20 protein-coding genes, 1 tRNA gene and 1 pseudogene are annotated in these 26,950 nt (G+C 63.1%); 9 read left to right on the forward strand and 13 right to left on the reverse strand.

Annotated features, from left to right (window positions below; all coding sequences use genetic code 11):
- Positions 1–161: 161 nt before the first annotated feature.
- From ACT6QH_RS13610 to ACT6QH_RS13640, 7 genes and pseudogenes are all read right to left on the reverse strand, one after another.
- Positions 162–746 carry a YcgN family cysteine cluster protein gene (locus ACT6QH_RS13610; protein ID WP_444975369.1) on the reverse strand — a complete coding sequence of 195 codons (585 nt, stop codon included), beginning with the start codon at positions 744–746 and terminating at the stop codon, positions 162–164.
- 144 nt (positions 747–890) lie between these two features.
- Positions 891–2,786: a sulfate adenylyltransferase subunit CysN gene (gene cysN / locus ACT6QH_RS13615; protein WP_444975370.1), complete on the reverse strand. Its 1,896-nt coding sequence runs from the start codon at positions 2,784–2,786 to the stop codon at positions 891–893.
- Positions 2,786–3,769: pseudogene (gene cysD, locus ACT6QH_RS13620) on the reverse strand (sulfate adenylyltransferase subunit CysD); the annotation flags it as partial. The gene cysN and the pseudogene cysD, both read right to left, overlap by 1 nt.
- 182 nt (positions 3,770–3,951) lie before the next feature.
- Positions 3,952–5,193 (reverse strand): class I SAM-dependent RNA methyltransferase, encoded by a 1,242-nt coding sequence (locus ACT6QH_RS13625; protein WP_444975371.1) that lies wholly within the window; start codon positions 5,191–5,193, stop codon positions 3,952–3,954.
- Positions 5,190–5,909, reverse strand: coding sequence for a TlyA family RNA methyltransferase (locus tag ACT6QH_RS13630; RefSeq protein WP_444975372.1), 720 nt, complete (start codon positions 5,907–5,909; stop codon positions 5,190–5,192). The genes ACT6QH_RS13625 and ACT6QH_RS13630 overlap by 4 nt, the downstream gene beginning before the upstream one ends.
- A gap of 173 nt (positions 5,910–6,082) precedes the next feature.
- Positions 6,083–7,171, reverse strand: a complete 1,089-nt coding sequence (locus ACT6QH_RS13635; protein WP_444975373.1) for a GGDEF domain-containing protein — start codon at positions 7,169–7,171, stop codon at positions 6,083–6,085.
- A 305-nt stretch (positions 7,172–7,476) separates the two neighbouring features.
- The gene (locus ACT6QH_RS13640) at positions 7,477–8,478 is read right to left on the reverse strand and encodes an AraC family transcriptional regulator (protein ID WP_444975374.1); all 1,002 of its coding nucleotides are present in this window, start codon (positions 8,476–8,478) and stop codon (positions 7,477–7,479) included.
- 128 nt (positions 8,479–8,606) lie between these two features.
- On the opposite strand from ACT6QH_RS13640, the gene ACT6QH_RS13645 reads away from it, so the two are divergent.
- Genes ACT6QH_RS13645 through ACT6QH_RS13665 form a run of 5 tightly spaced genes read left to right on the forward strand, consistent with a single transcriptional unit; the run spans position 8,607 to position 14,189 of the window.
- On the forward strand, positions 8,607–10,274 hold the full coding sequence (locus ACT6QH_RS13645; RefSeq protein WP_444975375.1) for an acyl-CoA synthetase: 1,668 nt from the start codon (positions 8,607–8,609) through the stop codon (positions 10,272–10,274).
- Positions 10,275–10,283: 9 nt separating this feature from the next.
- Positions 10,284–11,051 (forward strand): SDR family NAD(P)-dependent oxidoreductase, encoded by a 768-nt coding sequence (locus ACT6QH_RS13650; RefSeq protein WP_444975376.1) that lies wholly within the window; start codon positions 10,284–10,286, stop codon positions 11,049–11,051.
- A gap of 54 nt (positions 11,052–11,105) precedes the next feature.
- Positions 11,106–12,287 (forward strand): acetyl-CoA C-acyltransferase, encoded by a 1,182-nt coding sequence (locus ACT6QH_RS13655; RefSeq protein ID WP_444975377.1) that lies wholly within the window; start codon positions 11,106–11,108, stop codon positions 12,285–12,287.
- On the forward strand, positions 12,284–13,411 hold the full coding sequence (locus tag ACT6QH_RS13660; protein WP_444975558.1) for an acyl-CoA dehydrogenase family protein: 1,128 nt from the start codon (positions 12,284–12,286) through the stop codon (positions 13,409–13,411). The genes ACT6QH_RS13655 and ACT6QH_RS13660 overlap by 4 nt, the downstream gene beginning before the upstream one ends.
- Positions 13,412–13,418: 7 nt before the next feature.
- Positions 13,419–14,189: an enoyl-CoA hydratase-related protein gene (locus tag ACT6QH_RS13665; protein ID WP_444975378.1), complete on the forward strand. Its 771-nt coding sequence runs from the start codon at positions 13,419–13,421 to the stop codon at positions 14,187–14,189.
- Positions 14,190–14,496: 307 nt separating this feature from the next.
- On the opposite strand, the gene ACT6QH_RS13670 is transcribed toward ACT6QH_RS13665, so the two are convergent.
- The 3 genes from ACT6QH_RS13670 to ACT6QH_RS13680 all read right to left on the reverse strand — a co-directional run bounded on the left by ACT6QH_RS13670 (position 14,497) and on the right by ACT6QH_RS13680 (position 16,021).
- Positions 14,497–14,572, reverse strand: a tRNA-Glu gene (locus tag ACT6QH_RS13670).
- 89 nt (positions 14,573–14,661) lie between these two features.
- Complete coding sequence (locus tag ACT6QH_RS13675) at positions 14,662–14,898, reverse strand: hypothetical protein (RefSeq protein ID WP_444975379.1); 237 nt, start codon at positions 14,896–14,898, stop codon at positions 14,662–14,664.
- Positions 14,899–14,998: 100 nt separating this feature from the next.
- Positions 14,999–16,021 (reverse strand): helix-turn-helix transcriptional regulator, encoded by a 1,023-nt coding sequence (locus ACT6QH_RS13680; RefSeq protein ID WP_444975380.1) that lies wholly within the window; start codon positions 16,019–16,021, stop codon positions 14,999–15,001.
- Between the two features lie 477 nt (positions 16,022–16,498).
- Between ACT6QH_RS13680 and ACT6QH_RS13685 the strand changes: the two genes are divergently transcribed.
- From ACT6QH_RS13685 to ACT6QH_RS13700, 4 genes are read left to right on the forward strand one after another with little or no spacing between them, the layout of a single operon-like run.
- Positions 16,499–16,816, forward strand: a complete 318-nt coding sequence (locus ACT6QH_RS13685) for a YtcA family lipoprotein (protein WP_444975381.1) — start codon at positions 16,499–16,501, stop codon at positions 16,814–16,816.
- 3 nt (positions 16,817–16,819) lie between these two features.
- Entirely contained in the window at positions 16,820–17,956 is a 1,137-nt protein-coding gene (gene mdtN / locus ACT6QH_RS13690) for a multidrug transporter subunit MdtN (RefSeq protein WP_444975382.1), read from the forward strand.
- Positions 17,940–19,883 carry an FUSC family protein gene (locus tag ACT6QH_RS13695; protein ID WP_444975383.1) on the forward strand — a complete coding sequence of 648 codons (1,944 nt, stop codon included), beginning with the start codon at positions 17,940–17,942 and terminating at the stop codon, positions 19,881–19,883. Before mdtN ends, ACT6QH_RS13695 begins: the two co-directional genes overlap by 17 nt.
- Entirely contained in the window at positions 19,883–21,511 is a 1,629-nt protein-coding gene (locus tag ACT6QH_RS13700) for a TolC family protein (RefSeq protein ID WP_444975384.1), read from the forward strand. The genes ACT6QH_RS13695 and ACT6QH_RS13700 overlap by 1 nt, the downstream gene beginning before the upstream one ends.
- A 93-nt stretch (positions 21,512–21,604) precedes the next feature.
- On the opposite strand, the gene mutS is transcribed toward ACT6QH_RS13700, so the two are convergent.
- From mutS to aptA, 3 genes are all read right to left on the reverse strand, one after another.
- The gene (gene mutS / locus ACT6QH_RS13705) at positions 21,605–24,370 is read right to left on the reverse strand and encodes a DNA mismatch repair protein MutS (protein WP_444975385.1); all 2,766 of its coding nucleotides are present in this window, start codon (positions 24,368–24,370) and stop codon (positions 21,605–21,607) included.
- 111 nt (positions 24,371–24,481) lie between these two features.
- Positions 24,482–25,489 (reverse strand): zinc metalloprotease HtpX, encoded by a 1,008-nt coding sequence (gene htpX, locus ACT6QH_RS13710; RefSeq protein ID WP_444975386.1) that lies wholly within the window; start codon positions 25,487–25,489, stop codon positions 24,482–24,484.
- Positions 25,490–25,602: 113 nt separating this feature from the next.
- Positions 25,603–26,943, reverse strand: a complete 1,341-nt coding sequence (gene aptA, locus ACT6QH_RS13715) for an omega-aminotransferase AptA (protein ID WP_444975387.1) — start codon at positions 26,941–26,943, stop codon at positions 25,603–25,605.
- Between the last annotated feature and the right edge of the window lie 7 nt (positions 26,944–26,950).

Below are 26,950 nucleotides of genomic sequence, written 5' to 3' on the forward strand. Positions count from 1 at the left end.
CCTCTGCGCCAATGGTACTTCGTCTCAAGACGCGGGAGAGTAGGTCGCTGCCAGGCCTGCAAAGCTCATGGAAACCAGATCACAAAAATTATCAAAAACCCCCGTCCTCCAAGACGGGGGTTTTTCGCGTCAAAAAATAAACTAAAAAAATCATGCGCCGATTACTTTCGGCCGCGCCCCTTCGCGCCAGAACTCTTCGCGCCACGTGGCCAACGCTCTGGCCATGAGACAACATGCTCAACAAGCTCCAAAATGTGAAACTCATCCTCTAGCCCAGAAACCCGCCCAAATACCGATATCCCGCTAGAAACAACACTCCCATAATCTCCGCTCACCAAAGGGTGCCAAAAGGGGAGATCTTTGCCTTCCCGGACAAGACGATAGGCGCATGTTGGAGGAAGCCAGTTGAGTGTTTCGACCACCTCAGGTGTCAGGCGCACGCATTCCGGGACTGTCTGGCTTCGATTTGCGTAGTCCGCACAGCCGCAGCTCTTGGTGTCAAACAAACGGCAGCCGACATCCGTATAGGCAATCTCACCCGTATCCTCATCTTCCAGCTTGACCAGACAACAGCGTCCGCATCGGTCACACAGGCTCTCCCATTGTTCGCCTGTCATGGCGGAGAGAGGCGTGGTGCGCCAGAAGGGTTCCTGAGCTGGAGTCGAGCAGTCTTCCGCGCTCTTTTGGTTGTCTTCAGAGGCGGAGGCCTGCGGGGCGAATGAGGAATTGGAAGCACTTGAAGTCATGCTGCGGTCTGTAGCACATCTTGCCGTGCACGGGCCAAGTCATCTTGCGCGTGCTGACCTGCCATAAGCAGCCAATGAAAAGGGCGACATGTCAGACATGCCGCCCTTTTGAAAATTTAGATGCGGCCCAACCGAGTGACCTCATCAGTTCACATAGTCGTGGTCCTTCAGCCAGCCCAGAATGTTGTCAGCCATGGCCTCGGGGGCATCAACACCGCCAGCCAGCGTGATTTCAGCCGCCTCCGGGGCCTCATAGGGGCTGTCAATGCCGGTGAAATTCTTGATCTGTCCGGCGCGGGCTCTCTTGTAGAGGCCTTTGGCATCTCGGCTTTCCGCGACTTCAAGCGGCGTATCCACGAAAATTTCGACAAATTCGCCCTCTCCCATCAGTTCGCGCGCCATGCGGCGCTCGGCCCGGAAGGGGGAGATGAAGGAGACGAGGGTGATAAGTCCGGCATCCGCAAACAGCTTCGCCACTTCGGCCACACGGCGGATATTTTCCACGCGGTCGGCTTCGGTGAAGCCGAGATCCTTGTTCAGGCCATGGCGCACATTGTCACCATCCAGAAGGTAGGTATGGCGACCTTCCGTGTGCAGCTTCTTTTCCAGAATATTGGCGACGGTGGATTTGCCAGCCCCGGAAAGGCCGGTGAACCAGAGCACCACGGGCCGCTGGCCCTTTTGTGTGGCGCGGCTTTCCTTGGATACATTCAGTGCCTGCCAGTGCACATTGGTGGCGCGGCGCAGGCCGAAATCCACCATGCCGGCCCCGACCGTGAGATTGCTCATGCGGTCTATGACAATGAAGGCGCCAGTTTGCGGATTGTCTTCGAACGGATCAAAGGCCAGGGGTTCATGCGTGGCCAGGTTCACCACGGCCACTTCATTCAACGCCAGGGTCTTGGCGGCAAGACGCTGGAAGCTGTTCACATCTATCTTGTGCTTGATCTCGGTGATGGTGGCTCCCACCGTGCGCGTGCCCATCTTGATGAGATAGGGGCGGCCCGGCAGCAGGGCTTCATCATGCATCCAGATGAGATGCGCGGCGAACTGGTCGGAAACTTCAGGTCTGTCCCCGGCGGCCGCGATGATGTCGCCACGCGAGGCGTCAATTTCATCGGTTAGTGTCAGGGTCACGGCCTCGCCGGCTGCGGCTTCATTCAGATCGCCATCCTGCGTGACAATGGATTTGATGCGTGATGTGGCGCCCGAGCCGGCAATCACAACCGCATCACCCGGTTTCACCACACCGGAGGCAATGGTGCCGGAGAAGCCTCGGAAATCGAGATTGGGACGGTTCACCCACTGCACCGGCATGCGGAAGGGCCGGGCGAGCGCATCATTGGCCACCTGCACGGTTTCCAGATGCTCAAGCAAGGTTGGGCCATCATACCAGGGCGTGTGGGCGCTGGGCTCAATCACATTGTCGCCATAGCGGGCGGAAAGCGGGATCGGCACCAGTGTTTCAAAGCCGAAATCTGAGACAAACTCGGAATAGGTTTTCACGATCTCGTTGAACCGCTCCTGAGAGAAGTCCACGAGGTCGATCTTGTTTACCGCCAGCACCACATGGCGCAGGCCCAGCAGCTTCACAATATAGGAATGCCGGCGTGTCTGGGTGAGAATGCCCTGGCGGGCATCTACCAGAATGACAGCCAGATCCGAGTTCGAGGCCCCCGTTGCCATGTTGCGCGTATATTGTTCATGGCCGGGGGTGTCCGCCACGATGAATTTGCGCTTGTCTGTCGAGAAAAAGCGATAGGCGACATCAATAGTGATGCCCTGTTCGCGCTCCGCCGCAAGACCGTCCACCAGCAGGGCGAAGTCGAGATCATCACCGGCTGTGCCATGCTTGCGGGAATCGGCGGAAAGGGTCGCCAACTGGTCTTCAAACAGAAGCTTTGTGTCATACAGCAGGCGGCCGATGAGCGTGCTCTTGCCATCATCCACGCTGCCGCAGGTCAGAAAGCGCAGCAGGCTCTTGTTTTCCTGTGCGGCCAGATATTCGGAGAAAGCCGAGGCTTCAGGCTGATGGGTCATCAGAAATAGCCCTCCCGCTTCTTCTTTTCCATGGAGGCGGCTTCGTCATGGTCAATCAGGCGACCGGCGCGTTCGGAGGTGCGGGCGGTGAGCATTTCGCCCACAATGCCCTCCAGCGTGTCGGCATCGCTCTCAACAGCGGCGGTGAGTGGATAGCAACCCAGCGTGCGGAAGCGGATACGCTTCATCTGCGGCACCTCGCCGGGGTTCAGCGGCAAGCGCTCGTCATCCACCATGATGAGCTGGCCGCCGCGCTCCACCACAGGGCGTTCAGCCGCGAAATAGAGCGGCACGATAGGGATACGCTCGGCCAGGATATATTGCCAGATATCCAGCTCGGTCCAGTTGGAGAGGGGGAAGACGCGGATGCTCTCGCCCGGCTTCACACGGGTATTATAGAGGTTCCACAGCTCCGGGCGCTGGGTCTTCGGGTCCCAGCCATGATTGGCGGTGCGGAAGGAAAAAACACGCTCCTTGGCGCGGCTCTTTTCCTCATCGCGACGGGCCCCGCCAAAGGCGGCGTCGAAGCCATGCTTGGTCAGCGCCTGTTTCAGCGATTCCGTCTTCATCACATGGGTGTAGAGGCTGGAGCCATGGTCGAACGGATTGATATTCTGCGCCAGCCCCTCCGCATTCTTGTGCACGAGAAGGTTGAAACCCAGCTCCTGCGCCATGCGATCGCGGAAGGCGATCATCTCGCGGAATTTCCAGGTGGTATCCACATGCAGCAGCGGGAAAGGCGGCTTGGAGGGGTAGAACGCCTTCATGGCCAGATGCAGCATCACGGCTGAATCCTTGCCAATGGAATACAGCATCACCGGATTGCTGAACTCGGAGGCCACCTCCCGCATGATGAAGATGGATTCGGCCTCCAGACGCTTGAGGTGCGTCATGCGATCAGATGACATCGTCGCGGCTACTCCCTGTTGCCGGGCTGCGGCGTGGCTCCGGGCTGCCCTGGTGGCGACCCGTGAGCGTGGCGCATGAACTCGCCCATGAAGCCGCCCATGAACCCGGCCCCTTACATGTGGAAAGAGGAGGTAGCGCGCCGGCTCAGATTAATCAATAATTTTTTGTGAGACGTCAATATAAAACACATTCACAATGTGAATTGTTGGTGCCCCAACAGCAGATCCCCTGTGCCCGCAGGAAAAAGCCTTTGATTTCAGCGCCGGAAGAGGCCCACAAGCTCCACATGGGGGGAGTGGCGGAACTGATCCACCGGCGTCACCTTCTCCAGCGTCCAGCCACTGGCGGTGAGCAGGCGGGCATCGCGCGCGAAACTGCTGACATTGCAGGAGACATAAACCAGACGTGACAATTTGCGGGTGCCGGCCAGTTCGCGCGCCTGCGCTTCCGCACCTTGCCGGGGCGGGTCAATCACGACCAGATCAAACGCATCCAGTTCCTGCGGCATGAGCGGGCGGCGGAACAGGTCTCTCACCTCGCCTTTCACCACCTTCAGGCCGGGGGCGGTGTGGCTGGCGAGCTGCATGGCCTTGACCGCGCCGGCATGGTTCTCGACGCCCGTTACCTGCGCCTGTTCGGCCAGACGCAGGGCGAAGGTGCCGACGCCGCAGAACAGGTCCGCCACCTTTTTTGCGCCCAGCGCGGCTTCAGTCACAAGGCGCGCCAGCGTTTCCTCCCCCAGCAGCGTGGCTTGCAGGAAGGCGGCGGGCGGCAGTTCCACCTGCGCCCGGCCCATGGTCAGCATGGGGGCGGCGCGTTGTAGCAGCAATTCCCCATGACGGGTGAAACGAGCCAGATTGAAGCGTTCGGCAATGTCCGCCAGATCCATCAGCACCGTGGGGGGCAGTGGGCCGGAGCCGCGCACATCCATATCGAGCCCGGTTTCGGTGGCGATGAGTTGCAGATCCAGCGGCTTCTTCATGGAGGCCAGCATTTCGGCCACAGCGCGGGCGGCTGGCATGGCCTGGTCCAGTTCCGGGGACAGCACCGGGCATTCTTCCAGATCCACCATGGTATGAGAGCGCCGTTCGGCAAAGCCCACCACGGTGCGCTTGCCATAGCGCCGGGCATGGAAAATGACACGCCGTCGCCCCACCCCATGGGCATCCATCAGTGGGGCAATTTCGGTTTCAAGCCCTTCCCTCTGAAGGGCCTCTGCCACCAGTTCACGCTTCCAGCGGAAATAGGGCGCGGCCTGCCAGTGTTGCAGCAGGCAGCCGCCGCAGCGGCCGAAATGTGTGCAGAGAGGAGCGGTTCGTTCGGCGCTGGGGGTGAGGATCTCCTCCAGTCGGAAGCGATCCTTTTCCAGCGTGCCGCGCACGGTTTCACCGGGCAGGGCATAGGGCACGAACACCGGGCCATCCGGTCCCTGCGCGATGCCATCGCCCTGTGCGCCCATGCGGGAGATGGTCAGTTCAAGGGGCGTATCCATTGTCATGTGCGCACGGCTCCCAGCAGGAATTCCCGGTTTCCATCTCCGCCGCTGATGGGAGAGGGGATGATGTTTTGAACCTGCCAGCCCAGCGCTGTCACCAGAGCGTGGGCGTCGGCGCACACCTGCTCGTGCACCTGCGGGTCTTTCACGATGCCCTTTTTGAGGGCGCTGCGTCCGGCTTCAAACTGCGGCTTCACCAGCGCCACCAGCCGGGCCGCCGGGCCGGTGCAGGCCAGCGCCGGAGGCAGGATCTGCCCCAGCGAGATGAAGCTGGCGTCCGTCACCACCAGATCCACCGGGCGGCCAAGCTGCTGTGGGGTAACAGTGCGGATATCCGTGCCTTCCATCAGGGTGATATTCGGATGGCCGCGCAGGCGGGGATGAAGCTGTTCATGGCCGACATCCACCGCGAATACATGGCGTGCGCCCCGGCGCAGCAGCACTTCTGTGAAGCCGCCGGTGGAGGAGCCGACATCCAGCGCGGTGCAGCCTTTCGGGTCGAAGCCGAAGGCCTCCAGAGCAGCTTCCAGCTTGAGAGCTCCGCGGGAGACATAATCATGCACATCCTGCGCGTGGATCTCGGCGGTTTCGGCAATATTGGCGGAAGGCTTGGCCACCACCACGCCATCAGCGCGCACCAGCCCGGCCTGAATGGCCGCCTGTGCCCGCGCACGGCTCTCGAACAATCCGCGTTCTACCAGAAGACGATCAATGCGCATGAATGTGCGGCCTCTCCCCGGCCGGTCTTTCGCCCTTTTCCAAAGTGGCGGGCCGGTGATAGGGCACGGGGGCGCGTGACGCAATGCGGGGCCTTATCTCAGGCCCCTTCGCGGGGGCTCATGGAAGGCCGTAAGGGGGAAGCTGTATGGGGCGGTTGCCCGCGTGGGCCTCTTCAGCCTCTGCGGGCCGCCTTGCGCCGGGCCTTTTCCTGATACATGCGCCGGTCCGCTTCCTCCAGACTGGTGTCCAGAAGGCCATCGGCTTGCGCCGTGGCCTCCACTGCGCCCATGCTGATGCTGATCCGGTAGGGGCGATCCAAAGAGGCGTTCATCTGCGCCACATGCGCTTCCATCCGAGCTTTCAGCGTGGCTGCGTCAATGGAGGGCCTGGTCATCAAGACACAGAATTCATCGCCGCCCATGCGGGCGATGATGTCGCTTTCACGAAAGCTGGTGCGAATGGCCTCGGCGACATCTTTCAAAAGAGCGTCCCCCTGAGCATGGCCCTGCTGGTCATTTACCTTCTTCAGCCCGTCCACATCCAGAAAGGCCAGCAGAAAGGGAGTGCCACGCCGCATGCTGGCCCGCGCACGCGCTTCAAAACCACGGCGGTTGAGAAGGCCCGTGAGGTCATCTGTGGTGGCGTGTTTCTGAATTTCGCTGTTGGCTTGCTGTAATTCGTGCGTGCGGTTTTCGATCTGCTGTTCGATTTCACTCTGGATGCGGATATTTTCCATGGCGACGGACGTGGAATCCGCCAGAGATTGCAGCATTTGCACTTCAAGCGTGGTGGGCTCGTAATGGTGGGCCCAGTAATTGCCGATGGCGCCCAGAGGCTGCATGGTGCGAATGGGCACCATGACCAGACTTTTCACGAAAGTGGGCCGGTAGGCATCCTGCGGAATGCGCGGATCAGCATAAATATCGGGAATGACGACAGGCTGGCGATGGCGCATCACCCAGCCGCTGATGCAGATATCCTGTGGGAAGCGCAGCCCCTTCCACAGGGGTTCAATGGCGTCTTCATCCACGTAGCGGCAATAGATGCCGCCATCATTCAGAACGAAGGTTGCGCCATCGCAGCCCGTAATTTCACGCGCAGCGGTACGCACAATGCGTTGCACATCTTCCAGGGTCTGGGAAAAGGAAAGCTCCTGAACGGCAGCGAGCAGACGCTCCACCGCCGCCATATGGGCGGGGGAAAGAGCCTCTTCATCCTCGACAGCCAGGGCTCGGGCCTCGCCAGAACTGGACAGGGTCATATCATCACACCAAATGGTTTGCACAACAACACAAACGACGCTCGGCAGTATAACGCCTCTGTGCGCATAAGGCACTGACAGTGCCTGTTTTATTCTGCCAGTACAAGCGATGGGTCAAGACGGCGCGGTGTCATCTCGCACTCGCCTATAGGTTGTGTCTTCCAAATGTATACGAACAGGTAAACCATGTGCTTGGCGCCATGCGGTTGGACGCAGAAGATGAGGGTGCAACCCCAGCGTGCTTCCGGCCGTTTGGTCAGCTTCGGAATGTGATGGCGCGCAAGAGGCGGTTCCGTAGTCGCGCTTTATCTTCCTGCCATGGCGGCAGCCGTGCGGCGGAAACTGGCCGGGCTGGTTCCTGCCATTTTCTGAAAGGCGCGATGAAAGGCGCTGGGCTCGCCATAACCCAGCCTTGAGGCGATTTCTGCGACGCTGAGATTGGTTTCGCGCAGCATCTGCTGGGCCTGCATCTGGCGGATTTCAGCGCGAATGGCAGAAAAAGCCTGGCCCTCGCTGCGCAGCCGTCGGCGCAGCGTGGCGGGTGATAGTTTCAGATCATCTGCGAGGGCATCGAAATCGGGCCATTCCTCGGGCGGCAGCGCGCATAACCGGGTGCGGATGCGGGCGGAAAGGCCCTGATCGTGGCGGTAGCGCAGTAAAATATTAGCCGGCGCACCGCGCAGGAACCCCTTTACCGCTTTTTCGTCACGGATGATGGGCAGGGCCAGATAAGGTGCAGCGAAGATAAGCCGGCTGACAGGTTGGTTGAAATGCACCGGAGCGCCGAAGAATTGGTGATAATCTCGCCGATCCTGTGGAGCCGGGCAGGCGAAATCAACCCGCATCAGGGGAATGCGCCGCCCGATCAGCCAGCACATCACCCCCAAGAGCAGTAGCCAGTAGGTGCGATAGGCAAAGGCGCGGCGCGGGCAGTTGCGGTCGTGAAGCACAATCTCGGCGCGGCCGTCCTGCTGGGTCAGTTTGCCGGTCGGATCATCCAGCACAATGGCCAGAAAGCGCAGCGCCTTGCGCAGGGCCTTTTCCAGCGTGCCGGCATGAAGGGTGAGATGGCACAGCAGCGTGAAGCTGCCGGGCCGCATGGGGCGCGCAGCCTCGTCGAAGAACTCATCCTGAATCAGATCAGTAATGGCCAGCCACAGCCGGCCATATTGCAGGTTCGAGACCGGCTCTGAAAGATGCGGGTCAATGCCGGCTTCCCGCAGCAGCGGGGCCGGATCAAGCCCACGGCGGATCAGGCAATCAAGCGCATCCTCGACAAAGCCGGGCGAAATCATCCGGCGTTCCATGCGGCCTCCGATGTTGCAAAACCGATCACATAATCTGGCTGTCAATGTCATTGTTTGCAATGCGGCGGCCAGTAACCTCACTTGAAAGGCAATAAGCCGCACAAGCGGTATGCTGGAGGAGGAAACCCATGTCTGTGACGCGCCCGTCCCCGACGCGGCCCGGCTATGATGACGCCGTGGCGCAATTCCGTATCGAAAAAACGATGGCCACCCTGCGTGGTGATCTGGAAACCGGGCTGAACGCCTGTGTGGAATGCTGCGACAGGCATTGCGGTTCGGGCCGTGTGGCCCTGCGCTGCATCGCCGCCGATGAAAGCCTGACCGAGTACAGTTTCGAGCAGCTGCGGGATCTGTCCGCGCAGGCGGCCAATCTCTTTCATGAGAAGGGCATTCGCCCCGGTGATGTGATCGCCGGCCTGTTGCCGCGCACGCTGGATCTTATGGTGACGATACTGGGGGCCTGGCGTCTGGGGGCGGTCTATCAGCCGCTGTTCACGGCTTTCGGCCCCAAGGCCATCGGGCACCGGCTGAAGACGAGCGGCGCGCGGCTGGTGGTGACGAACACCGCGAACCGGGCCAAGCTGGATGATATTCCCGATTGTCCGCAGGTGGTCACCGTGCGCACCGGGGATGAGGTGCTGGCCCCGCAGGATATTGATTTGCGCGCCGCTTTGGCGGCGTCTTCCACCGTGTTCGAGCCGGTGACGCGGCGGGGGGAAGACCTGTTCATGATGATGTCCACCTCGGGCACCACGGGTTTGCCCAAGGGGGTGCCGGTGCCGCTGCGCGCCCTTCTGGCCTTTGGCGCTTACATGCGTGACGCCATTGATCTGCGCGAAGATGATGTGTTCTGGAATATTGCCGATCCCGGCTGGGCCTATGGGCTTTATTATGCCGTGACAGGCCCGTTGCTGCTGGGGCAGGCCACCACTTTCTTTGAAGGTGGCTTCACGGCAGAATCAACCTATCGCACCATTCGCCGGCTGGGGGTCACCAGCCTTGCCGGTTCGCCCACGGCCTTCCGGCTGCTGATTGCGGCGGGGCCGGAGGCGGCGGAAGATGTGAAGGGGCGTCTGCGGGTCGTCAGTTCCGCCGGAGAACCCCTGAACCCGGAAATCATCCGCTGGTTCAAGGCCCATCTGGATGCACCGATCCACGATCATTACGGCCAGACCGAAATGGGCATGTGCGTGAATAATCATCACGGGCTGGAACATCCCGTGCGGCCGGGCTCGGCCGGGCTGGCCATGCCGGGCTATCGCGTGGTGGTGCTGGATGAGGCCGGCCATGAGCTGGGGCCAAACCAGCCCGGAGTGCTGGCCATTGATATGGCGCGCTCTCCGCTCATGTGGTTCACGGGCTATCTGAACCAGACCACGCCCGCGCTGGCCGGCGGCTATTACCGCACCGGAGACAGTGTGGAGTTCGAACCGGATGGCTCCGTCAGCTTCATTGGCCGTCAGGATGATGTCATCACCTCCTCGGGATACCGCATTGGTCCTTTCGATGTGGAAAGCGCCCTGATTGAGCACCCCGCCGTGACCGAGGTGGCCGTGGTTGGCGTGCCGGACCCGGAACGCACGGAGCTGGTGAAGGCCTTTGTGGTGCTGGCGCAGGATGTCGAAGGCGACGAGGCGTTGCGCGATGAGCTGGTGCAGCATGTTCGCACGCGGCTTTCGGCCCATGCCTATCCGCGCATCATCGAATTTGTCACCGATCTGCCGCGCACACCCAGCGGCAAGATCCAGCGTTTTCTGCTGCGCAAGGCCGAAATCGAAAAGCAGACGCGCGACTGAGGGGTTGTGATGCAGATCGGAAACAGGGTCTTTCTCATCTCCGGCGCAGGCTCGGGGCTGGGGGCGGCGGTGGCGCGCATGGCGGTGGATGCCGGAGCGCGCGCCATATTGCTGGATATCAATGCCGAGGCGGGTGCGGCCATGGCGGAAGAACTGGGCCCTTCGGCCCGGTTCGTGGCCACGGATGTCACCAGCGCCGCCTCGGCCGAGGCGGCCGTGGCGGCCGGGCTTGAAGCCTTTGGGCGCATTGATGTGGCGGTGAGCTGTGCGGGCGTTGCCCCCAGCGAGAAGATTGTAGGCCGGGATGGCCCGCACCGGCTGGAGAGTTTCTCCCGCACCATCGGCATCAATCTCATCGGCACCTTCAACATTCTGCGTCTGGCCGCGGATGCGATGACGCACAATGCGCCGGGGGAGGATGGCGAGCGCGGGGTCATCGTCAATACAGCGTCGATTGCGGCCTATGACGGGCAGATGGGGCAGGCGGCCTATGCAGCCTCCAAGGGCGGCGTGGCCGCGCTGACCCTGCCGGCCGCGCGCGAACTGGCGCGACATGGCATCCGGGTGGTCACCATTGCACCGGGCATCTTTACCACCCCGATGATGACCAGCATGCCGCAGGAGGTTCAGGACAGTCTGGGCCGCAGCGTGCCCTTCCCGCCACGGCTGGGCCATCCTTCGGAATATGCCGCCATGGTGCGCCATATCGCTGAAAACCGGATGCTGAATGGCGAGGTCATCCGCCTCGATGGCGCGCTGCGCATGGCTGCGAAATGATGCGCGCCACACGCTCACATCCCTGCCTTACAGGCATTGCAACAGGAGGCCATCATGGCTGCTGATCCTATCGTCATTGTCGGCGCGGCGCGCACGCCCATGGGGGGCTTTCAGGGGGATTTCGCCACTGTGGAAGCCTCAACGCTGGGGGCGACGGCCATTGAGGGGGCATTGGCAGGGCTCGCCCCGGATGCCGTGCAGGAGGTTCTCATGGGGTGCGTGCTGCCAGCAGGGCAGGGGCAGGCCCCGGCGCGACAGGCGGCGCTGAAGGCCGGCCTGCCGCTGGGCGCTGGCGCGACCACCGTGAACAAGATGTGTGGCTCGGGCATGAAGGCGGCGATGCTGGCGCATGATCAGATTCTCGCCGGCTCCGCCGATATTGTGGTGGCCGGCGGCATGGAGAGCATGTCGAACGCGCCCTATCTGCTGCCCAAGGCGCGCAGTGGCTATCGCATGGGCCATGGCCAGGTGATGGACCATATGTTCCTGGACGGGCTGGAGGATGCCTATGACAAGGGCCGCCTGATGGGCACCTTCGCCGAGGATTGCGCCACTGCCTACCAATTCACCCGCGAGGCGCAGGACGCCTTCGCCATCAGCTCGCTGACCCGTGCGCAGAAGGCGATTGAAGGCGGGCAGTTCAGGAATGAGATCGCGCCCGTCACCATCCGCACGCGCGCCGGCGAGCAGCTTGTCAGCGTGGATGAGCAACCCGGCAAGGCCCGGCCGGACAAGATTCCGACTCTGAAACCGGCCTTCCGGCAGGGGGGCACGGTGACGGCGGCCAACAGTTCCTCGATCTCGGACGGGGCGGCAGCCCTGCTGCTGATGCGCGCCTCCGAGGCCGAGCGCAGGGGGCTGACCCCGCGCGCCCGCATTCTGGGCCATGCCACTTATGCGGATAAGCCGGGCTTGTTTCCCACCGCGCCCATCGGTTCCATCCGCAAACTGATGGACCGCACCGGCATGACGCTGGGCGATTTCGACCTCTATGAGGTGAATGAGGCTTTTGCCGTGGTCGCCATGGCGGCGATGCATGATCTGGGCCTGTCCCATGACATCGTGAACATCCATGGTGGGGCCTGTGCGCTGGGCCACCCCATCGGCGCATCCGGGGCGCGGGTGCTGGTGACATTGCTGGCAGCGCTGGAAAGCCATGGTCTGCGCCGTGGCGTCGCATCCCTCTGCATTGGCGGTGGTGAGGCCACGGCCATGGCCATAGAAAGGCTGAACTGATGCTGAGCGAGGAACAGGAACAGATCCGCGAGGCCGCCCGCACCTTCGCCCGTGAACGCCTGGCGCCCGGTGCGGCTGCGCGGGACCGCGCCCATGCCTTCCCGCGGGCTGAACTGATGGAAATGGGCGCGCTCGGTTTTCTGGGCATGCTGGTGCCCGAGGAGCATGGCGGTTCGCAAACCGGCATGGTGGCCTATGCGCTGGCGCTGGAGGAAATCGCCGCTGCTGACGGGGCCTGCTCCACCATTGTGTCCGTGCACAGTTCTGTGGGCTGCGTGCCTATTTTGCGCTTTGGCACGGCGGAGCAGAAGGCCCGTTTCCTGCCGAAAATGGCCTCTGGCGAATGGATTGGCGGCTTTGCCCTGACCGAGCCGCAGGCCGGTTCCGATGCCTCTGCGCTGAAGACCCGCGCCCAGCGCGAGGGCGACCATTATGTTATCAATGGCGCCAAGCAGTTCATCACTTCGGGGCAGAATGGCGCGGTGGTGATCGTGTTCGCGGTAACGGACCCGGCAGCAGGCAAGAAGGGCATTTCCGCCTTCATCGTGCCGACGGATACGCCCGGTTATGAGGTGATGTCCGTCGAGCACAAGCTGGGCCAGCACAGCTCGGATACCTGCGCGCTGGCCTTTACCGATATGAGGGTGCCGGTTGAGAACCGTCTGGGTGAGGAGGGGGAGGGTTACAGGATTGCCCTCGCCAATCTGGAGGGCGGGCGCATTGGCATTGCGGCACAGGCCGTGGGCATGGCGCGCGGCGCTTATGAGGCGGCGCGGGCCTATGCGAAGGAGCGCATCACCTTCGGCCGGCCGATAGCTGAACATCAGGCCATCGCCTTCAAGCTGGCGGACATGGCCACCCGCATTGACGCCGCCCGGCTGATGGTGCTGCGCGCCGCGCAATTGCGCGAGGCCGGAAAGCCCTGCCTGACGGAAGCCAGCATGGCCAAGCTGTTCGCTTCGGAGATGGCGGAGGCCATATGCTCCATGGCGATCCAGATCCATGGCGGCTACGGCTATCTGGCGGATTATCCGGTGGAGCGCATCTATCGTGATGTGCGCGTGTGCCAGATCTATGAAGGCACGAGCGAGGTGCAGCGCCTCGTTATCGCCCGCAACCTGTGAGGGGACCATGACCCAGCTTGTCGAAATCACGCGGGAGGGCCGCGTGGCGCTGCTTCGCCTCAACCGGCCCGAGGCGCTCAATGCCCTGAACTCTGCCCTGTGCGAACAGGTGACGACCGCCGCGCTGGAACTGGAGGCCGATACCGGCATCGGCGCCATCGTCCTGACCGGCTCGGAGCGCGCCTTTGCGGCGGGGGCCGATATTTCCGAAATGGTGGACAAGACTGCCGAGGAAATGGTCGAGGCCGATTTCTTCTCGCTGTGGGATCATTTCGCCGCAGTGCGCACCCCTAAGATCGCGGCTGTGAATGGCTATGCGCTGGGCGGTGGCTGCGAGCTGATGATGATGTGTGATTTCGCCATTGCCGGAGAAGGCGCGAAATTCGGCCAGCCGGAAGTGAAGCTGGGCGTCATTGCCGGTATGGGCGGAACCCAGCGCATGACGAAGCTGATCGGCCGGGCCCTCTCCATGGACATGCATCTGACGGGGCGGATGATGGGGGCACAAGAGGCTCTGCGCGCCGGGCTGGTCGCCCGTGTGGTGCCCGATGACAAGGTGGTGGAGGAGGCCATGACCGCCGCTCGCACCATTGCCGGCTATGCCCGCGCCACCACCCGGCTGGCGCGCGAGGCTGTGATGCGGGCCGAGGAACTCTCTCTTGCTGAAGGTGTGGCCTGGGAACGCCGCCTGTTTCACCGCCAGTTCGGCACGTCGGCGCAGCGCGAGGGCATGGGCGCCTTCCTTGAAAAGCGCAAGGCAGATTTTCACAGCCAGTGAGGGAAGACGAGCTTTGCTGTTGGCAGAGCCAGTCTTTCAGCTTGAGAAAAGAAACAAGGGTGAGGGAGCACAGCCTCCCTTGCCTGGTGCTTATCTGCGCCGAAATATAAGGGCCGCCACGCGCGAAAAACATGAAGGCTCAAGGGAAGCGCCCAAGGCGGATCGCAGCCCGGTGCATCTTGGGCGCGTGCAGTAAATCGGTCGGCTCATGCGCGGGCATCAGGCATGAAGTGCGTGGCTAATTCATCCGAAGAAGACTGGCCAGCAACAGCGCATATTGCATATGGTGCTTGGATGCAAAAGCGAATGGCGCTCCCAAGGGGACTCGAACCCCTGTTTTCGCCGTGAGAGGGCGACGTCCTAGACCGCTAGACGATGGGAGCGTTTCGCGAAGGCGTTTCTATTATCCGGCTTTGCAGAAAGACGCAAGGCGTCTGGCCGGATTTTTTTGCTTTTCCGCCTGAAGAATGTATCAGCCTGGATGAAGGGGGTGCTCCGGCGGGGGGCAGGCGTGCATATGGCTACCTGCTGCAAGATATGCCGGGTATGAGCGGCTCTCGGGCTTGTCGGCCAGAGTCTTCAGGCGGTGAATGGCGGAATCAACCAGAAGGCCCAAAGTGTCATCAAGTGCACAGGCGTCTTCGCGCGCATATTGTAGATAGGCCAGTAAATAATCCCGGCGCTCGTCGGATTTCAATGTGGGGTTCATCCCTGTTTCCTATTGTTATCTCCGGAGACACTGGATGTTTGAACCCATGATGTGTCAGTTCCGGTCGCTCTCATTTGGCGTTTGGCATTCAGCCGCCCAATCAGGCTGTGGCGTATTTATGGCGATTTAGGGCGCGCTCCAGTTCCTTCACCATCAGAGAGCGTAAGGCATCTGGTTCGATAATGTCCACCTGATCGCCCCAGGTGAAGAGGTGATGTGCGATTTCCAGCAAGCCTCCGGCCGTGAAGGTGACCTCAAGCCCTCCATCGGCCAGGGGGGCCTGCTTCTGGGTGGGGTGGAAAATCGTGCGTTCGGCCTCCGCCCGCGCCTGGGCGGTGAAATGGAGCACCACGGTGCTGGGCTGCTCCTGATAGGTGCCGAAGGAGCGGGCGGCATAGGTGTCCAGATCGAAGCTGTCCGGCGGGGCACCGGCTTCTTCTGTCAGGTGCAGCTGGCTCATGCGATCAAGCCGCCAGAGCACGGGCTGGCTGCGCTGCACCTGCTGCCCCACCAGATAGGCATTGCGACCGAACAGCAGGCCATAGGGCACGACAGTGCGCAGTGGGGAAGACACCGCCGGTTCTTCCGCCTTGCCGGGCGAGGCATAAATGAACTGCACCTGTTTCATGGTCAGCAGGGCTGTGCGCAACAACTCCAGAATGCGCTCGTCGGCTGAGCTGGAGGGGCCGACGGAACGGGCGATGGCTTCAGCCCGGCACAGGGCTTCCAGATCTGGCGCCATACGCCTTTTATGGTTGCCGCGCATGGCGGCCTGTATCTTGTGGGTGAGGCTGTGCAGTTGCGTGGCGCGGGAGCTGTGGCCTGTCTGCTCCAGTTGGCGGATCTGGGTATCCAGTTCTGCCAATTCTGCTGCCGTGGGGGCCACCATGAAGGGGTGCAGGCCGCCATTGATGAAGAAGCGCAGCTGGGCGCCATCCGGGCGGGTGTCAAAGGCGGGAAACAGGCCGCGCACCGTATCGCGCATTCGCTCTGCTGTGCGGCGGCTGACATCGAATTCGCGGGCGATTTCATCAAGCGTCAGCCCCTCTGCCGTACTGGCGAGCTGAATGGCCAGCCTCAGGAGATTGCTGACCTTTTCCAGCCGGATGGAATCCTGAGACATGGGGGCTCCTGCACGACAACCATCTTGAGCGATAGACGCGCCATATGTGTTTTGGCAAGGTCGTTTATGGGGTTAGTCGGCTTCGCACTTGCCTTGCATCATCATGCCGCCTGCGAAGGGAGGGGCCGGGCGCGTCCGCAGTTGGCCTGTGGCCCGATACTATATCGGCCGTGAGGGCGTGAAATCGTACAGATGGGGAAAGTGTTTCCACCTCAGTGTCGAGGCACAGAAGGCACAAGATGCAGATAACAGCAAAAGCTGATGCCTGATAAGAAGGAGCCATTGCTTTCACGGATGGTGTGGCGCGCACGCCCTGTTCGATGAAGAACAGATATGTTAGGTCGCTGAGATGCTGAGTCAGGGGGGCGCAATGGTTGAGGCATATGTCCCGCCATATGGGGCGAGCGGATCTTTTGGGTATCTTGCGCGCCGCGTTCCGGGCTTGTCTTTTTCGCCCTTTACAGGTGCGGTGTCGTGATGAGGTCTTTCTCCCGGCTTCTCATCTGCTGCGGCAGGCGGCCGTCAGGTGCGGCTCGTGTCGGGGCAGGGCTCTGGCCCGCCCTGTTTCTGGCCGGTTGTGCCGAAGCCCCGCCCAGCCCGTCTTTCTTTCTCTACGGGGCCTATTTCCCCTCATGGATGCTGTGCCTGACGCTGGGCATTATAGGTGCGCTTGTGATGCGGGCGGTGTTTGTGCATCTGGGGCTGGACGATCAGCTTCCCGTGCGCTTGCTGGTTTATAGCTGCCTTGCGGCCATTATCAGCTTTGCCTGCGCCTTTTTCATTTACGGACTTTGAGCCATGACCCAGCCTGAAAAGTCCGAACAATCCAACGCTGCCAAGGTGGGGACCAATGCGGAGACCACGGCGGCGTCGGCCACCGCGCAGACGCATTCGCCCTATGCCGGGCACAAGGCGCGGCCCATCGGGCTGGTGGTGGCGGCGGTCATCATTGTGGCGGCCGGCGTGCTGGGCTGGCTCTATCTGCAACGGGCGGAAAACTACCCGACTTCGAAAGATGCGATCATCGTCGCCAATACGGTGAATATCTCCTCCATCGTGCCGGGGCGGATCATCGCCATTCATGCGAAGGAAAACGGCCGGGTTCGCAAGGGCGATCTTCTGTTCGAGCTGGACCCGGCGCCGCTTCAGCACCTGGTGGATCAGACGCGGGCGGATCTGGAGCTGGCCGAGGCCGCGCTGGAAACCCAGCATCGCAGCATCGCGGCCGAGAAGGCCAATGCCGAGATTGCAGACCAGCAGATTACCCGCGCCCGCACCAATCTGGCATTGACGGAAGCAACGCTGGCCCGTCTCACGGCGCTGGCCCCCAAGGGCTATGTCACCCGCCAGCAGGTGGATGACGCCCGCACCCTGCGTGATGACGCCGAGGTGAGCCTCGCCCAGGCCATCAAGCAGAAGGAGGCGGCGGACAAGCTGGTGACTTCAGCCGCTTCCGGTGAGGCGCTGGTGCGCGCCCGCCGCGCCGCGCTGGCCATGGCGCAGTACAATCTTGAAAATGCGAAGGTCTACGCCCCGCATGATGGGCTTGTGGTGGGGCTGCATACCTCTTCGGGTGAGTTCGTCATCTCCGGCCAGTCTCTCTTCACGCTGATCGACACGGCGAACTGGTATGCCTCCGCCGCCTTTGATGAAACCGAACTGCCGCTGATCCGCGCCGGAAATTGCGGTCGCGTCTATATTCTTGCAGACAGCGCCCGCCCGGTGAAGGGCGTGGTGGAAGGTATTGGTTGGGGGGTCACCTCCGCAGAGCTTATCAATCTGCCGCGGGCGCTGCCCTATGTGCCCAAAACCCTGAACTGGGTGCGTATCGCCCAGCGCTTTCCAGTGCGCGTGCGGCTGCTCGACCCTCCCGAAGACCTGACGCGCATCGGCGCTTCAGCTGTCGTGACTGTGCTGCATGGAACAGACTGCTGAATCCCCGCTGCGGCAGATGGTCCGCCAGACGATCGCGGATCTGAAGCCCTTTCCGCTGCGCTTTGCCGTGGCCTGGCGCATCGCCGCCATCTGCGCCATCGTGGCCGGGGTGGCGATGATGTACGGCATCCCGGAATCGGCCATCAGTTGCTATCTGGTCATCTTCCTGATGAAACCGGATGGCACCGAAAATACCATTGTGCCCGTTGCTGCGGCGTTCCTCATCAGCATCGTGGTGTTTCTGCTGCTGGCTGTGGTGCTGCTCACCATCTCTTCTCCGCTGCTGCGGATTCTGGCGATGGCCTTATTCTCCTTCGTGTTTCTCTATATCGGGGCGGCGACGAAGCTGGGGGAGGCCGGCGGCGTGGTGGCGCTGATCTTCGCTTTCATGCTGACCTTGCTGGATATGGTGCCGGAGGGAACGTTTGTTTCCGAGGGGCTGCGTTTCGCCTGGGAAATGGCGGTGATGCCGCTGGTGGTGATGGCGCTGTTTTCCCTGCTGTTCGGTCCTTCCACCCTGCGTGTGCTGAAGGTGGCCATGGCCGAGCGGCTGGCCGCCGCCCGACAGGCGCTGGAGGGAGACCGTGAAAAGCTGGAGGAGCTGTTGCAGGAGGGCAATGAGGACGCGCTGAAACGCGCGACCTTTGTCCGCCTGTTCCATCTGGCCCCGAAGGCTGCCGCCGCACAAATCGCGGTGGATGTCCATGCTTCCTACAAGCTGTTGCTGGCGGCCGGGGCTTTGCCGGAGGATGTGCCTGAAGAGGCTCGCGCCACCTTGCTGGCCGATATTCGCGCGGCGGAGAATGCGCTGGCGGCCGGCCTGCCCATGACCGCACCAGCTTCCCTGCGCCCCAATGCCGGCCATGCGGAACTGGGGGCGCGCGATGCGCTGATGCTGATGTCCAGCGCGCGCCAGCCCCGCTTCATTCCGGCCCCGCAGGAGCCGTTCGTTGCGCCGGACGCCCTGACCAACCCGGCCTATCAGCAGTTCGCCCTCAAGATTACGCTGGCGGCGATTGGTTGCTACATCCTGTATGACGCGATCTCTTGGCAGGGCATCCATACGGCGATGATCACCTGCTATGTGGCCGCGCTGGGCACCACGGGCGAGACGGTTCACAAGCTGGCCTTGCGCATCAGCGGCTGTCTGGTGGGGGCGGCGATGGGCTTTTTCGCCATTCTCTACATCATGCCGCATATGGATGAGGTGTGGCAGCTGATGGCGCTGATGTTTGGCGCCACGCTGGTGGCGGGCTGGGTCTCTACCGCCAATGAGCGCCTGGCCTATGCGGGGGTGCAGATCGGCCTTGCCTTCTTCCTGTGCGTGTTGCAGGGCTTCAGCCCCACCACCAGTCTGGATTCTGGATGGGACAGGATTGTTGGTATTCTGGTAGGCAATGTAGCCGTCTATCTGGTCTCCACCCTCATTCGCCCGGCGCCACTGGCGGGCACGGTGCGGCAGAATATGGCGAAAGCGCTGGCCGGTATGGCGCGGTTGGCCTCCATCGCGCCCGAACAGCGCAATCTGCATGTGGCGCAGGCCGCGGTGGTGGAGACGTTGGTGGGGCGTATTCGCTACCAGCTTTTCCTGTTGCCTTTCGAGCCGCGACATTTGCAGCTTTCAGCGCAACAAAAGATCAATTTCAGCGAAATGACCGCACAGGTGAGCATTCTGAACCGCGAAATCTATCTTTCCCAGGATGATCTGTCCGCGCTGTCGGCGCGCCTGTCCCGCCTGTCGCAGAGTGTGGGGGTGGCGGGCTCCGGCTCGGAATGTGTGCCGGGCCAGGCCCCGGCTGCGGGGGAGGATGACTTGCACGCGCCGGCCAGCATGCGCCTGCGGTTGGGCCGTATGGAGGAGCTGGGGGCCTCTGGCGGGCTCTCCGGTGAGATGAATGGCGCGCTGGCGGCAGGAGGGGGGCGGTGATGCGGAAGATGTCTGCCTTGCCGGTTTTCCTGTCTGGCGCGCGTGAAGGGGGCGCGGCAGTGATGCACAAGCTTTCTGCCGGCTTGTTCCGGTGTGTGGCCGGGCTGGCTGTGGCCGGTCTTGTGCTGGCGGCCTGCGCTCCCAATGCCGAGCAACTTGCGCCCTCTTCTCCCGATGCTCCCTGGACCCCGAGGGCCGAGGGCGAAGGCCCGGCTTTCGCCTCGCTGCCATCCGGGCAGCAGGGCGGACAGGACGCGCCGGCGGATGGCCGCGCACCGCGCTTCACCATTCCGGCCAACCCCGAGCTGGCGCAGATGGCCGACAGTCCGCAGATTGATACCCGGCGCAGCTATGGGCTGGCCGAGCTGATTGATGTGGCTCAGCGCAGCAGCCCCACCACCCGCATTGCGTGGGAGCATGCCCGGCAAGCCGCACTGGGGGTGGGCATGGTGGAAGCCACCTATCTGCCGCTCATCACGGCCAGCGTGTTTGCTGGTGGTTTCAACATGCCATTGCCCAATCCCGTCCCCATCGGCGCACGCAATGTGGATATTTCCGGTGAGGGCGTGACGCCCATGGTGGCGTTTGAATGGCTGCTCTTTGATTTCGGCGCGCGGGATGCTGCTGCGCGGGCGGCGAAGCAGGGCTCCTTTGCCGCCAATGTGCTGTTCAATGCGGCGCATCAGCAGCTTATCCTGAATGTGTCCACGGCCTATTATCGTTATGGCGCTGCGCAATCCGCCTTGAGGCTGGCGCGCCAGTCTCTCGCCAATTCCAATGCGGTGCTGGCTGCGGTGGATGCGCGGCTGGAGAATGGACGGGCCACCACTGTGGAGCTGGCGCAGGCTCGTCAGCAGGTGGCGCAATCGAAGCTGCGGGTCGTCACCGCCGAGGGGCAGGTGCGCGACAGTTATCAGGCCGTGCTCACCGCCATGGGGGTGAACCCGACCTTGGCGCTGAAGATCCGTGAGCCGAAGCGGCGCACCTTGCCCACCCGTGTGGATGACACCGCCGAGAGCATGATCCGGCTTGCCTTGTCACGCCGGCCGGATGTGGTGGCCAGTTATGCCGCCCTCAAGGCCAGCGAGGCCGGGGTGGAGGGGGCCGGGGCGGCTTATATGCCCAAGGTGTTCGTGACGGGTGCCGCAGCCGCCAACAGCTATCGCTATAATGTGGGGAAATTGCCCGAGTTCAGCGACAAGTTCGGGGCCAGTGGCGTGATGGTGGGGGCCACCATGCCGATCTATGATGGCGGCCTGCGGGCGGCCCAGCTGCGCAATGCGCAATCGGCGGCCACGGCAGCGAAACATACTTTCCACAGAACCCAGAATGTCGCTGTGTCCGAAATCGTGGTGGCGTCCAATGTGCTGCGCACGGCACTGGAATCCTACCGGGCGGCGGGCGCGCTGGCGCAGGCGGCCAACACCACCTATGACGCCGCGCTCGATGCCTACAAGAACGGGCTGGGTACGGTGACGGTGGCGAACGAGGCCAATACCGCCCTTCTGGATGCGCGACTGGCGCAGACCGAAGCCTATACGGGCTCGCTGATCGCTGCGGTGAATCTGGCCTTTCTGACCGGTGCGCTCACCTCGCGGGATGATCTGGGGCTGGACCCAGGCTACTGAGCCTGTTCTCCGACACCGGGGGAGGCATCCGGGCAGATGTGCGCCCGGATGCTGGCGCGTTGTTCGGCTGGCCTTCTGTCTGCCGGCGTCCTGTCAGTCGGCTTGCAGGCCCTTGAGGCGGTAGAGCGCTTCCAGCGCCTCGCGAGGGGTGAGATCATCCGGGTTGATCTCCTCCAGCGCTTCCAGTGCGGGGGAGGGGGCGCTTGCCTCACCGGCAGATGTGGACACGGTGGGGGTCGGTCGCGCGGCGATGGAGAAGAGCGGCAGGTCATCCACCAGCTTCTGTGCGGGGGAGGCGCGTTCGGCGGCTTCCAGCTCGGCCAGAACAGACTGGGCGCGGGCGATCACCGGCTCGGGCAGGCCGGCGAGCTTGGCCACCTGAATGCCATAGGAACGATCCGCCGCGCCGGGCACCACCTCATGCAGGAAGATGACCTCGCCATCCCATTCCGTCACTTTCACCGTGGCGTTGGAGAGGCGGGCGCAGCGCTGGCTGAGGGCCGTCAGCTCATGAAAATGCGTGGCGAACAAAGCGCGGCAGCGGTTCGCCTCATGCAGGTGCTCAAGACTGGCCCAGGCAATGGACATGCCGTCGAACGTGGCGGTGCCACGGCCAATCTCATCGAGAATGACGAGGGAGTGCGGCGTGGCCTGATTGAGAATGGCGGCGGTTTCCACCATCTCGACCATGAAGGTGGAGCGCCCGCGCGCCAGATCATCTGCCGCACCAACGCGGGAGAACAATCGGTCAACAATGCCGATATGCGCGGCGCGGGCGGGCACGAAGGCCCCGGCCTGCGCCAGCACGGCAATCAGCGCATTCTGACGCAGGAAGGTGGATTTGCCGGCCATGTTCGGCCCGGTCACCAGTACAATGCGCCCATCCTTCTGCCCATCGGGCGGGGAGAGGTCGCAATCATTGGGTACAAAGGGGCCGCCATCGCGCGCCAGCGCCTGCTCCACCACCGGGTGGCGACCGCCCTCGATACGGAAGGCACAGCCTTCCTCCATATGGGGGCGCACATGGCGTTCCACGCTGGCCAGTTCCGCCAGCCCGGCCAGCACATCCAGTTCGGCCAGCGCATCGGCGGCGAGGCGGATACTGTCGGCCTCATTGACAATGGCCTGGGCAAGCCGCTCGAACGCCGCCTGTTCCAGCCCCATGGCCCGTTCGCCGGCGCTGGAGATGCGGCTTTCCAGCTCCCCCAGTTCCACGGATGAGAAACGCATGGCCCCGGCCATGGTCTGGCGATGCACGAAGATGGCGTCATGCGGGGGGGCCTGAAGGCGCGGGGCATTCTGCGCCGTCACCTCCACAAAATAGCCCAGCACTGCATTGTGACGGATCTTGAGGGTTTTGACGCCGGTTTCCCCGGCATAGCGCTTCTCCAGCGCGGCCACCACGCGCCGGCTTTCATCGCGCAGAGCGCGGGTATCATCCAGCTCGCGCTCATAGCCGGTGCGGATGAAGCCGCCATCACGCCGGTGCACGGGCAGTTCATCGGCGAGAGCTGAGGTCAGTTTCTGCGCCAGAGGGGCGGAGACATCAGCGAGCGCATCCAGACAGCGGGTGATATCGAGAGGGGCGGCGGGCGAAAACAAATCGCGCAGGGCCAGCGCCCCGGAAAGGCCATCGCGCACGGCGGCCAGATCGCGCGGGCCACCTCGGTTCACGGCAAGGCGGGTGAGGGCGCGGGCCATGTCCGGTGCACTGGCCAGGCGGCTGCGCAACTCGGTGCGCAGACCGTTATCCTCCAGCAGATATTCCAGCGCATCGTGACGGGCGCGGATAGCGGCAAGAGAGGTGAGCGGCTCGGCGATGCGCCGGGCCAGAAGCCGTGCGCCGGCGGCCGTTACCGTGCGATCGACTGCTGCCAGAAGCGAGCCCTTGCGCTCGCCGGAGGTGGTGCGCACCAGTTCCAGATTGGCGCGGGTGCCGGCGTCGATCACCATGATGTCGCCGGCAGCCTCCTTGGCGGGACGGCGCAGGGCCGGACGCGCGCCAAGCTGGGTGCGCTCCACATAGGAGATGATGGCCGCCGCTGCGATCAGCTCCACCCGGCTGAAGGCGCCGAAGGCATCCAGCGCCGCAACGCCATAGAAATCCGCCAGCCGCCGTTCGGCCCCGGCCCCCTCGAAATGCTGCCGCGGCAGGGGCGTCACCGCCGGCCATTCGCGCAGCAGGGCCTTCAGCTCGGCGTCATCCAGCAGGGTATCTGACACCAGAATCTCGGCCGGGTTGATCCGGGCCAGATCCCCGGCCAGATCCTCACGGGTGGTTTCGGCCACGCGGAAGCTGCCGGTGGACATGTCGGTAAAGGCCAGCGCATAGGTGAAGGCGTCGGCTCCCGCGCGGGTGCGGGCCAGGGCGGCGAGCACATTCTCGCGCCGTGCATCCAGAAGCGTCTCCTCGGTGAGGGTGCCGGGAGTGACGAGCCGGGTGACGCCGCGCTTGACGACGGATTTGCCGCCGCGCTTCTTCGCCTCCGCCGGGTCTTCCATCTGCTCGCAGACCGAAACCCGGAAGCCCATGGCGATGAGCTTGTTGAGATATTCCTCCGCGCGGTCCACCGGCACGCCGCACATGGGAATATCCTGCCCCTGATGCTTGCCGCGTTTGGTGAGCACGATGCCCAGCGCGCGCGAGGCCATTTCCGCATCGGTGAAGAACAGCTCGTAGAAATCGCCCATCCGGTAGAACAGCAGGCTGTCGGGATTGGCGGCCTTGATCTCCAGAAACTGCGCCATCATGGGCGTGACTTTATGCGCGCCCTTCTGCGCCTCCTTGCGGGCTGGCTTGTCCTGTGCGTCGGCGGGGGAGGTCGATACGGCTGAAGGTGGGGCGGCTGTCTTGCTCATGGCGACAAGCTAGCCAGAGAGCGCCGCCCTGTCAGCGCGGGAGCTGTGGATAGCGCCGGGATTCGACAGGAAAGATTGTCCCCGGCCCTCCATGGGTGAGGGTGGCGCGCTTCAGCCCCATGGTCCGCGGCGGGGCCTGTCATCTGCTTCGGAGCCACGCTGGCCCCATGGTCCGTGGGCCGGGCCGCTTGCCGGGCGATCCGCAGCCGGGGTCTGCGCCTGCGGGCGCGATGCCCGGCGAAACATGCCGCCCATTCCTCCTCCCATTCCTCCTCCCATGCGTCCGGCAATGTCGCGCAGAGCGGCGATGCGGTTCTCGGTGGCTGGATGGGTGGAGAACAGATTGTCCATCCGCGCGCCGGAGAGCGGGTTGATGATGAACATATGGGCGGTGGCGGGGTTGGCCTCGGCCTCATCATTATGCACCTGATGGGCTTCGCCGGAGATCCGCGCCAGTGCCGAGGCAAGCGCCATGGGCTGGCCGCAGATTTCCGCTCCGCCCCTGTCTGCCTCATATTCGCGTGAGCGGGAAATCGCCATCTGCACCAGCATGGCGGCGATGGGGGCGAGGACCACCATGGCGATGGTGGCGATGGGGCCCGGCCCGTTATTGTTGCCACGGCTGCCCGCGAAAAACATGCCGAAATTCGCCAGCATGGAAATGGCGCCGGCGATGGTGGCGGTGATGGTCATGGTGAGCGTGTCATAATGCTTGATATGCGCCAGCTCATGGGCCATCACCCCGGCCACCTCATCCCGGCTCAGGCTGTTGAGCAGCCCGGTGGTGGCGGCCACGGCCCCATGCTGCGGGTTGCGCCCGGTGGCGAAGGCGTTGGGCTGCGGATTATCCATGATATAGACGCGCGGCATGGGCAGCTCTGCCCGGTGCGCCAGTTCGGCCACGAGATTGTAGAACTCCGGTGCGGTGTGGGCATCCACCTCCCGTGCGCCATACATGCGCAGCACCATCTTGTCCGAGTTCCAGTAGCTGAACAAATTCATGGCGGTGGCGACGACAAAGGCGATAATCATGCCGCCCGAGCCGCCAAGGGCAAATCCCACAGCCATGAAGAGGGCCGTGAGGCCCGCCAGAAGCATCGCCGTTTTCACATGGTTCATGCCTGATCCCCGCGCATTCCGCGTCATGCAAGAAGGATGGGGACGGGCGGGGGCCTGCGCAAGATGGTGCGCGCATCCGGCCGCCCGTTCCCTGTCCTTTCAGTTCATGCGCTTCAGTTGAGATGGCCGATGATCCGGGCGATCTTGCTGACGGCCTCGGCGATCTGTGCTTCGGAGATGATGAGCGGGGGAGCCAGCACCAGCGTATCGCCCGAAGTGCGCAGCATCAGCCCTTCATCGTGGAAGGCGCGCTCCAGCGCCTCATAGCCCTTCGCGCCGGGTGCGCCCTCGCGCGGGGCGAGATCGAATGCGGCGGTGAGGCCCACTGTGCGGATATCCAGCACGCCGGGCATTTCGGAAAGGCTCATGGCGGCATCCGCCATCACCGGCTCCATGGCACGGGCGCGGGCGAACAGCTCCTCGTCGGCATAGAGATCCAGCGTGGCGAGGCCGGCGGCGCAGGCCAGCGGATGGGCTGAATAGGTATAACCATGGAACAGTTCGATGGCGTGGGGCGGGCCCTGCATGAAGGCATCATGAATGGGTTTGCGCACCAGCACGCCGCCCATGGGCACGGCCCCGGCGGTGACGCCCTTGGCGAAGGTGATCATATCCGGCACCACGCCATAGCGCTCGGCGGCGAAGGCGAAACCCAGCCGACCAAAGCCGGTGATGACCTCATCAAACACCAGCAGAATGCCATGCCGGTCGCAGATCTCACGCAGCCGTTGCAGATAGCCGCGCGGTGCTGGCAGAACGCCGGTGGAGCCGCTCATGGGCTCCACGATCACCGCGGCGATGGTGGAGGCGTCATGCAGCGCCACGAGCCGCTCCAGATCATCCGCGAAATGCGCGCCATGGTCCGGTTCGCCCTTGGTGAAGGCCTGATGCTCGCGATCATAGGTGGTGCGCAGATGATCGGTGCCCGGCAGCATGGGCCCGTAGCTGCGCCGGTTGGTGACGATGCCACCTACCGAAATGCCACCAAAGCCAACGCCATGATAGGCCCGTTCTCGTCCGATAAGCCGGGTGCGGGAGCCATGCCCGTTGAGATTGTGATAAGCCAGCGCGATCTTCAGCGCCGTATCCACCGCTTCCGAGCCGGAATTGCAGAAGAAGACATGATCGAGATCACCGGGGGCGAGCGCGGCGATACGGCTGGCCAGACGGAAGGCGTCCGGGTGGCCATACTGGAAGGTGGGGCCAAAATCGAGCGTGGACGCCGCAGTGCGGATGGCTTCCACGATGGAGGTGCGATTGTGGCCGGGATTGACGCACCACAGCCCGGCGCATCCATCCAGAATGGCGCGGCCTTCGGGGGTGAAATAGTGCATGTCCTGCGCGCCGGCGATCAGGCGCGGGCGCGCCTTGAAGGCGCGGTTGGCCGTAAAAGGCATCCAGAACGCATCCAGATCGTTCGGCGCCACTGCCGGACGCATCTCATCCTGAACCATGGAGCAT

It is taken from the genome of Haloleucobacter albus, from assembly GCF_052492075.1.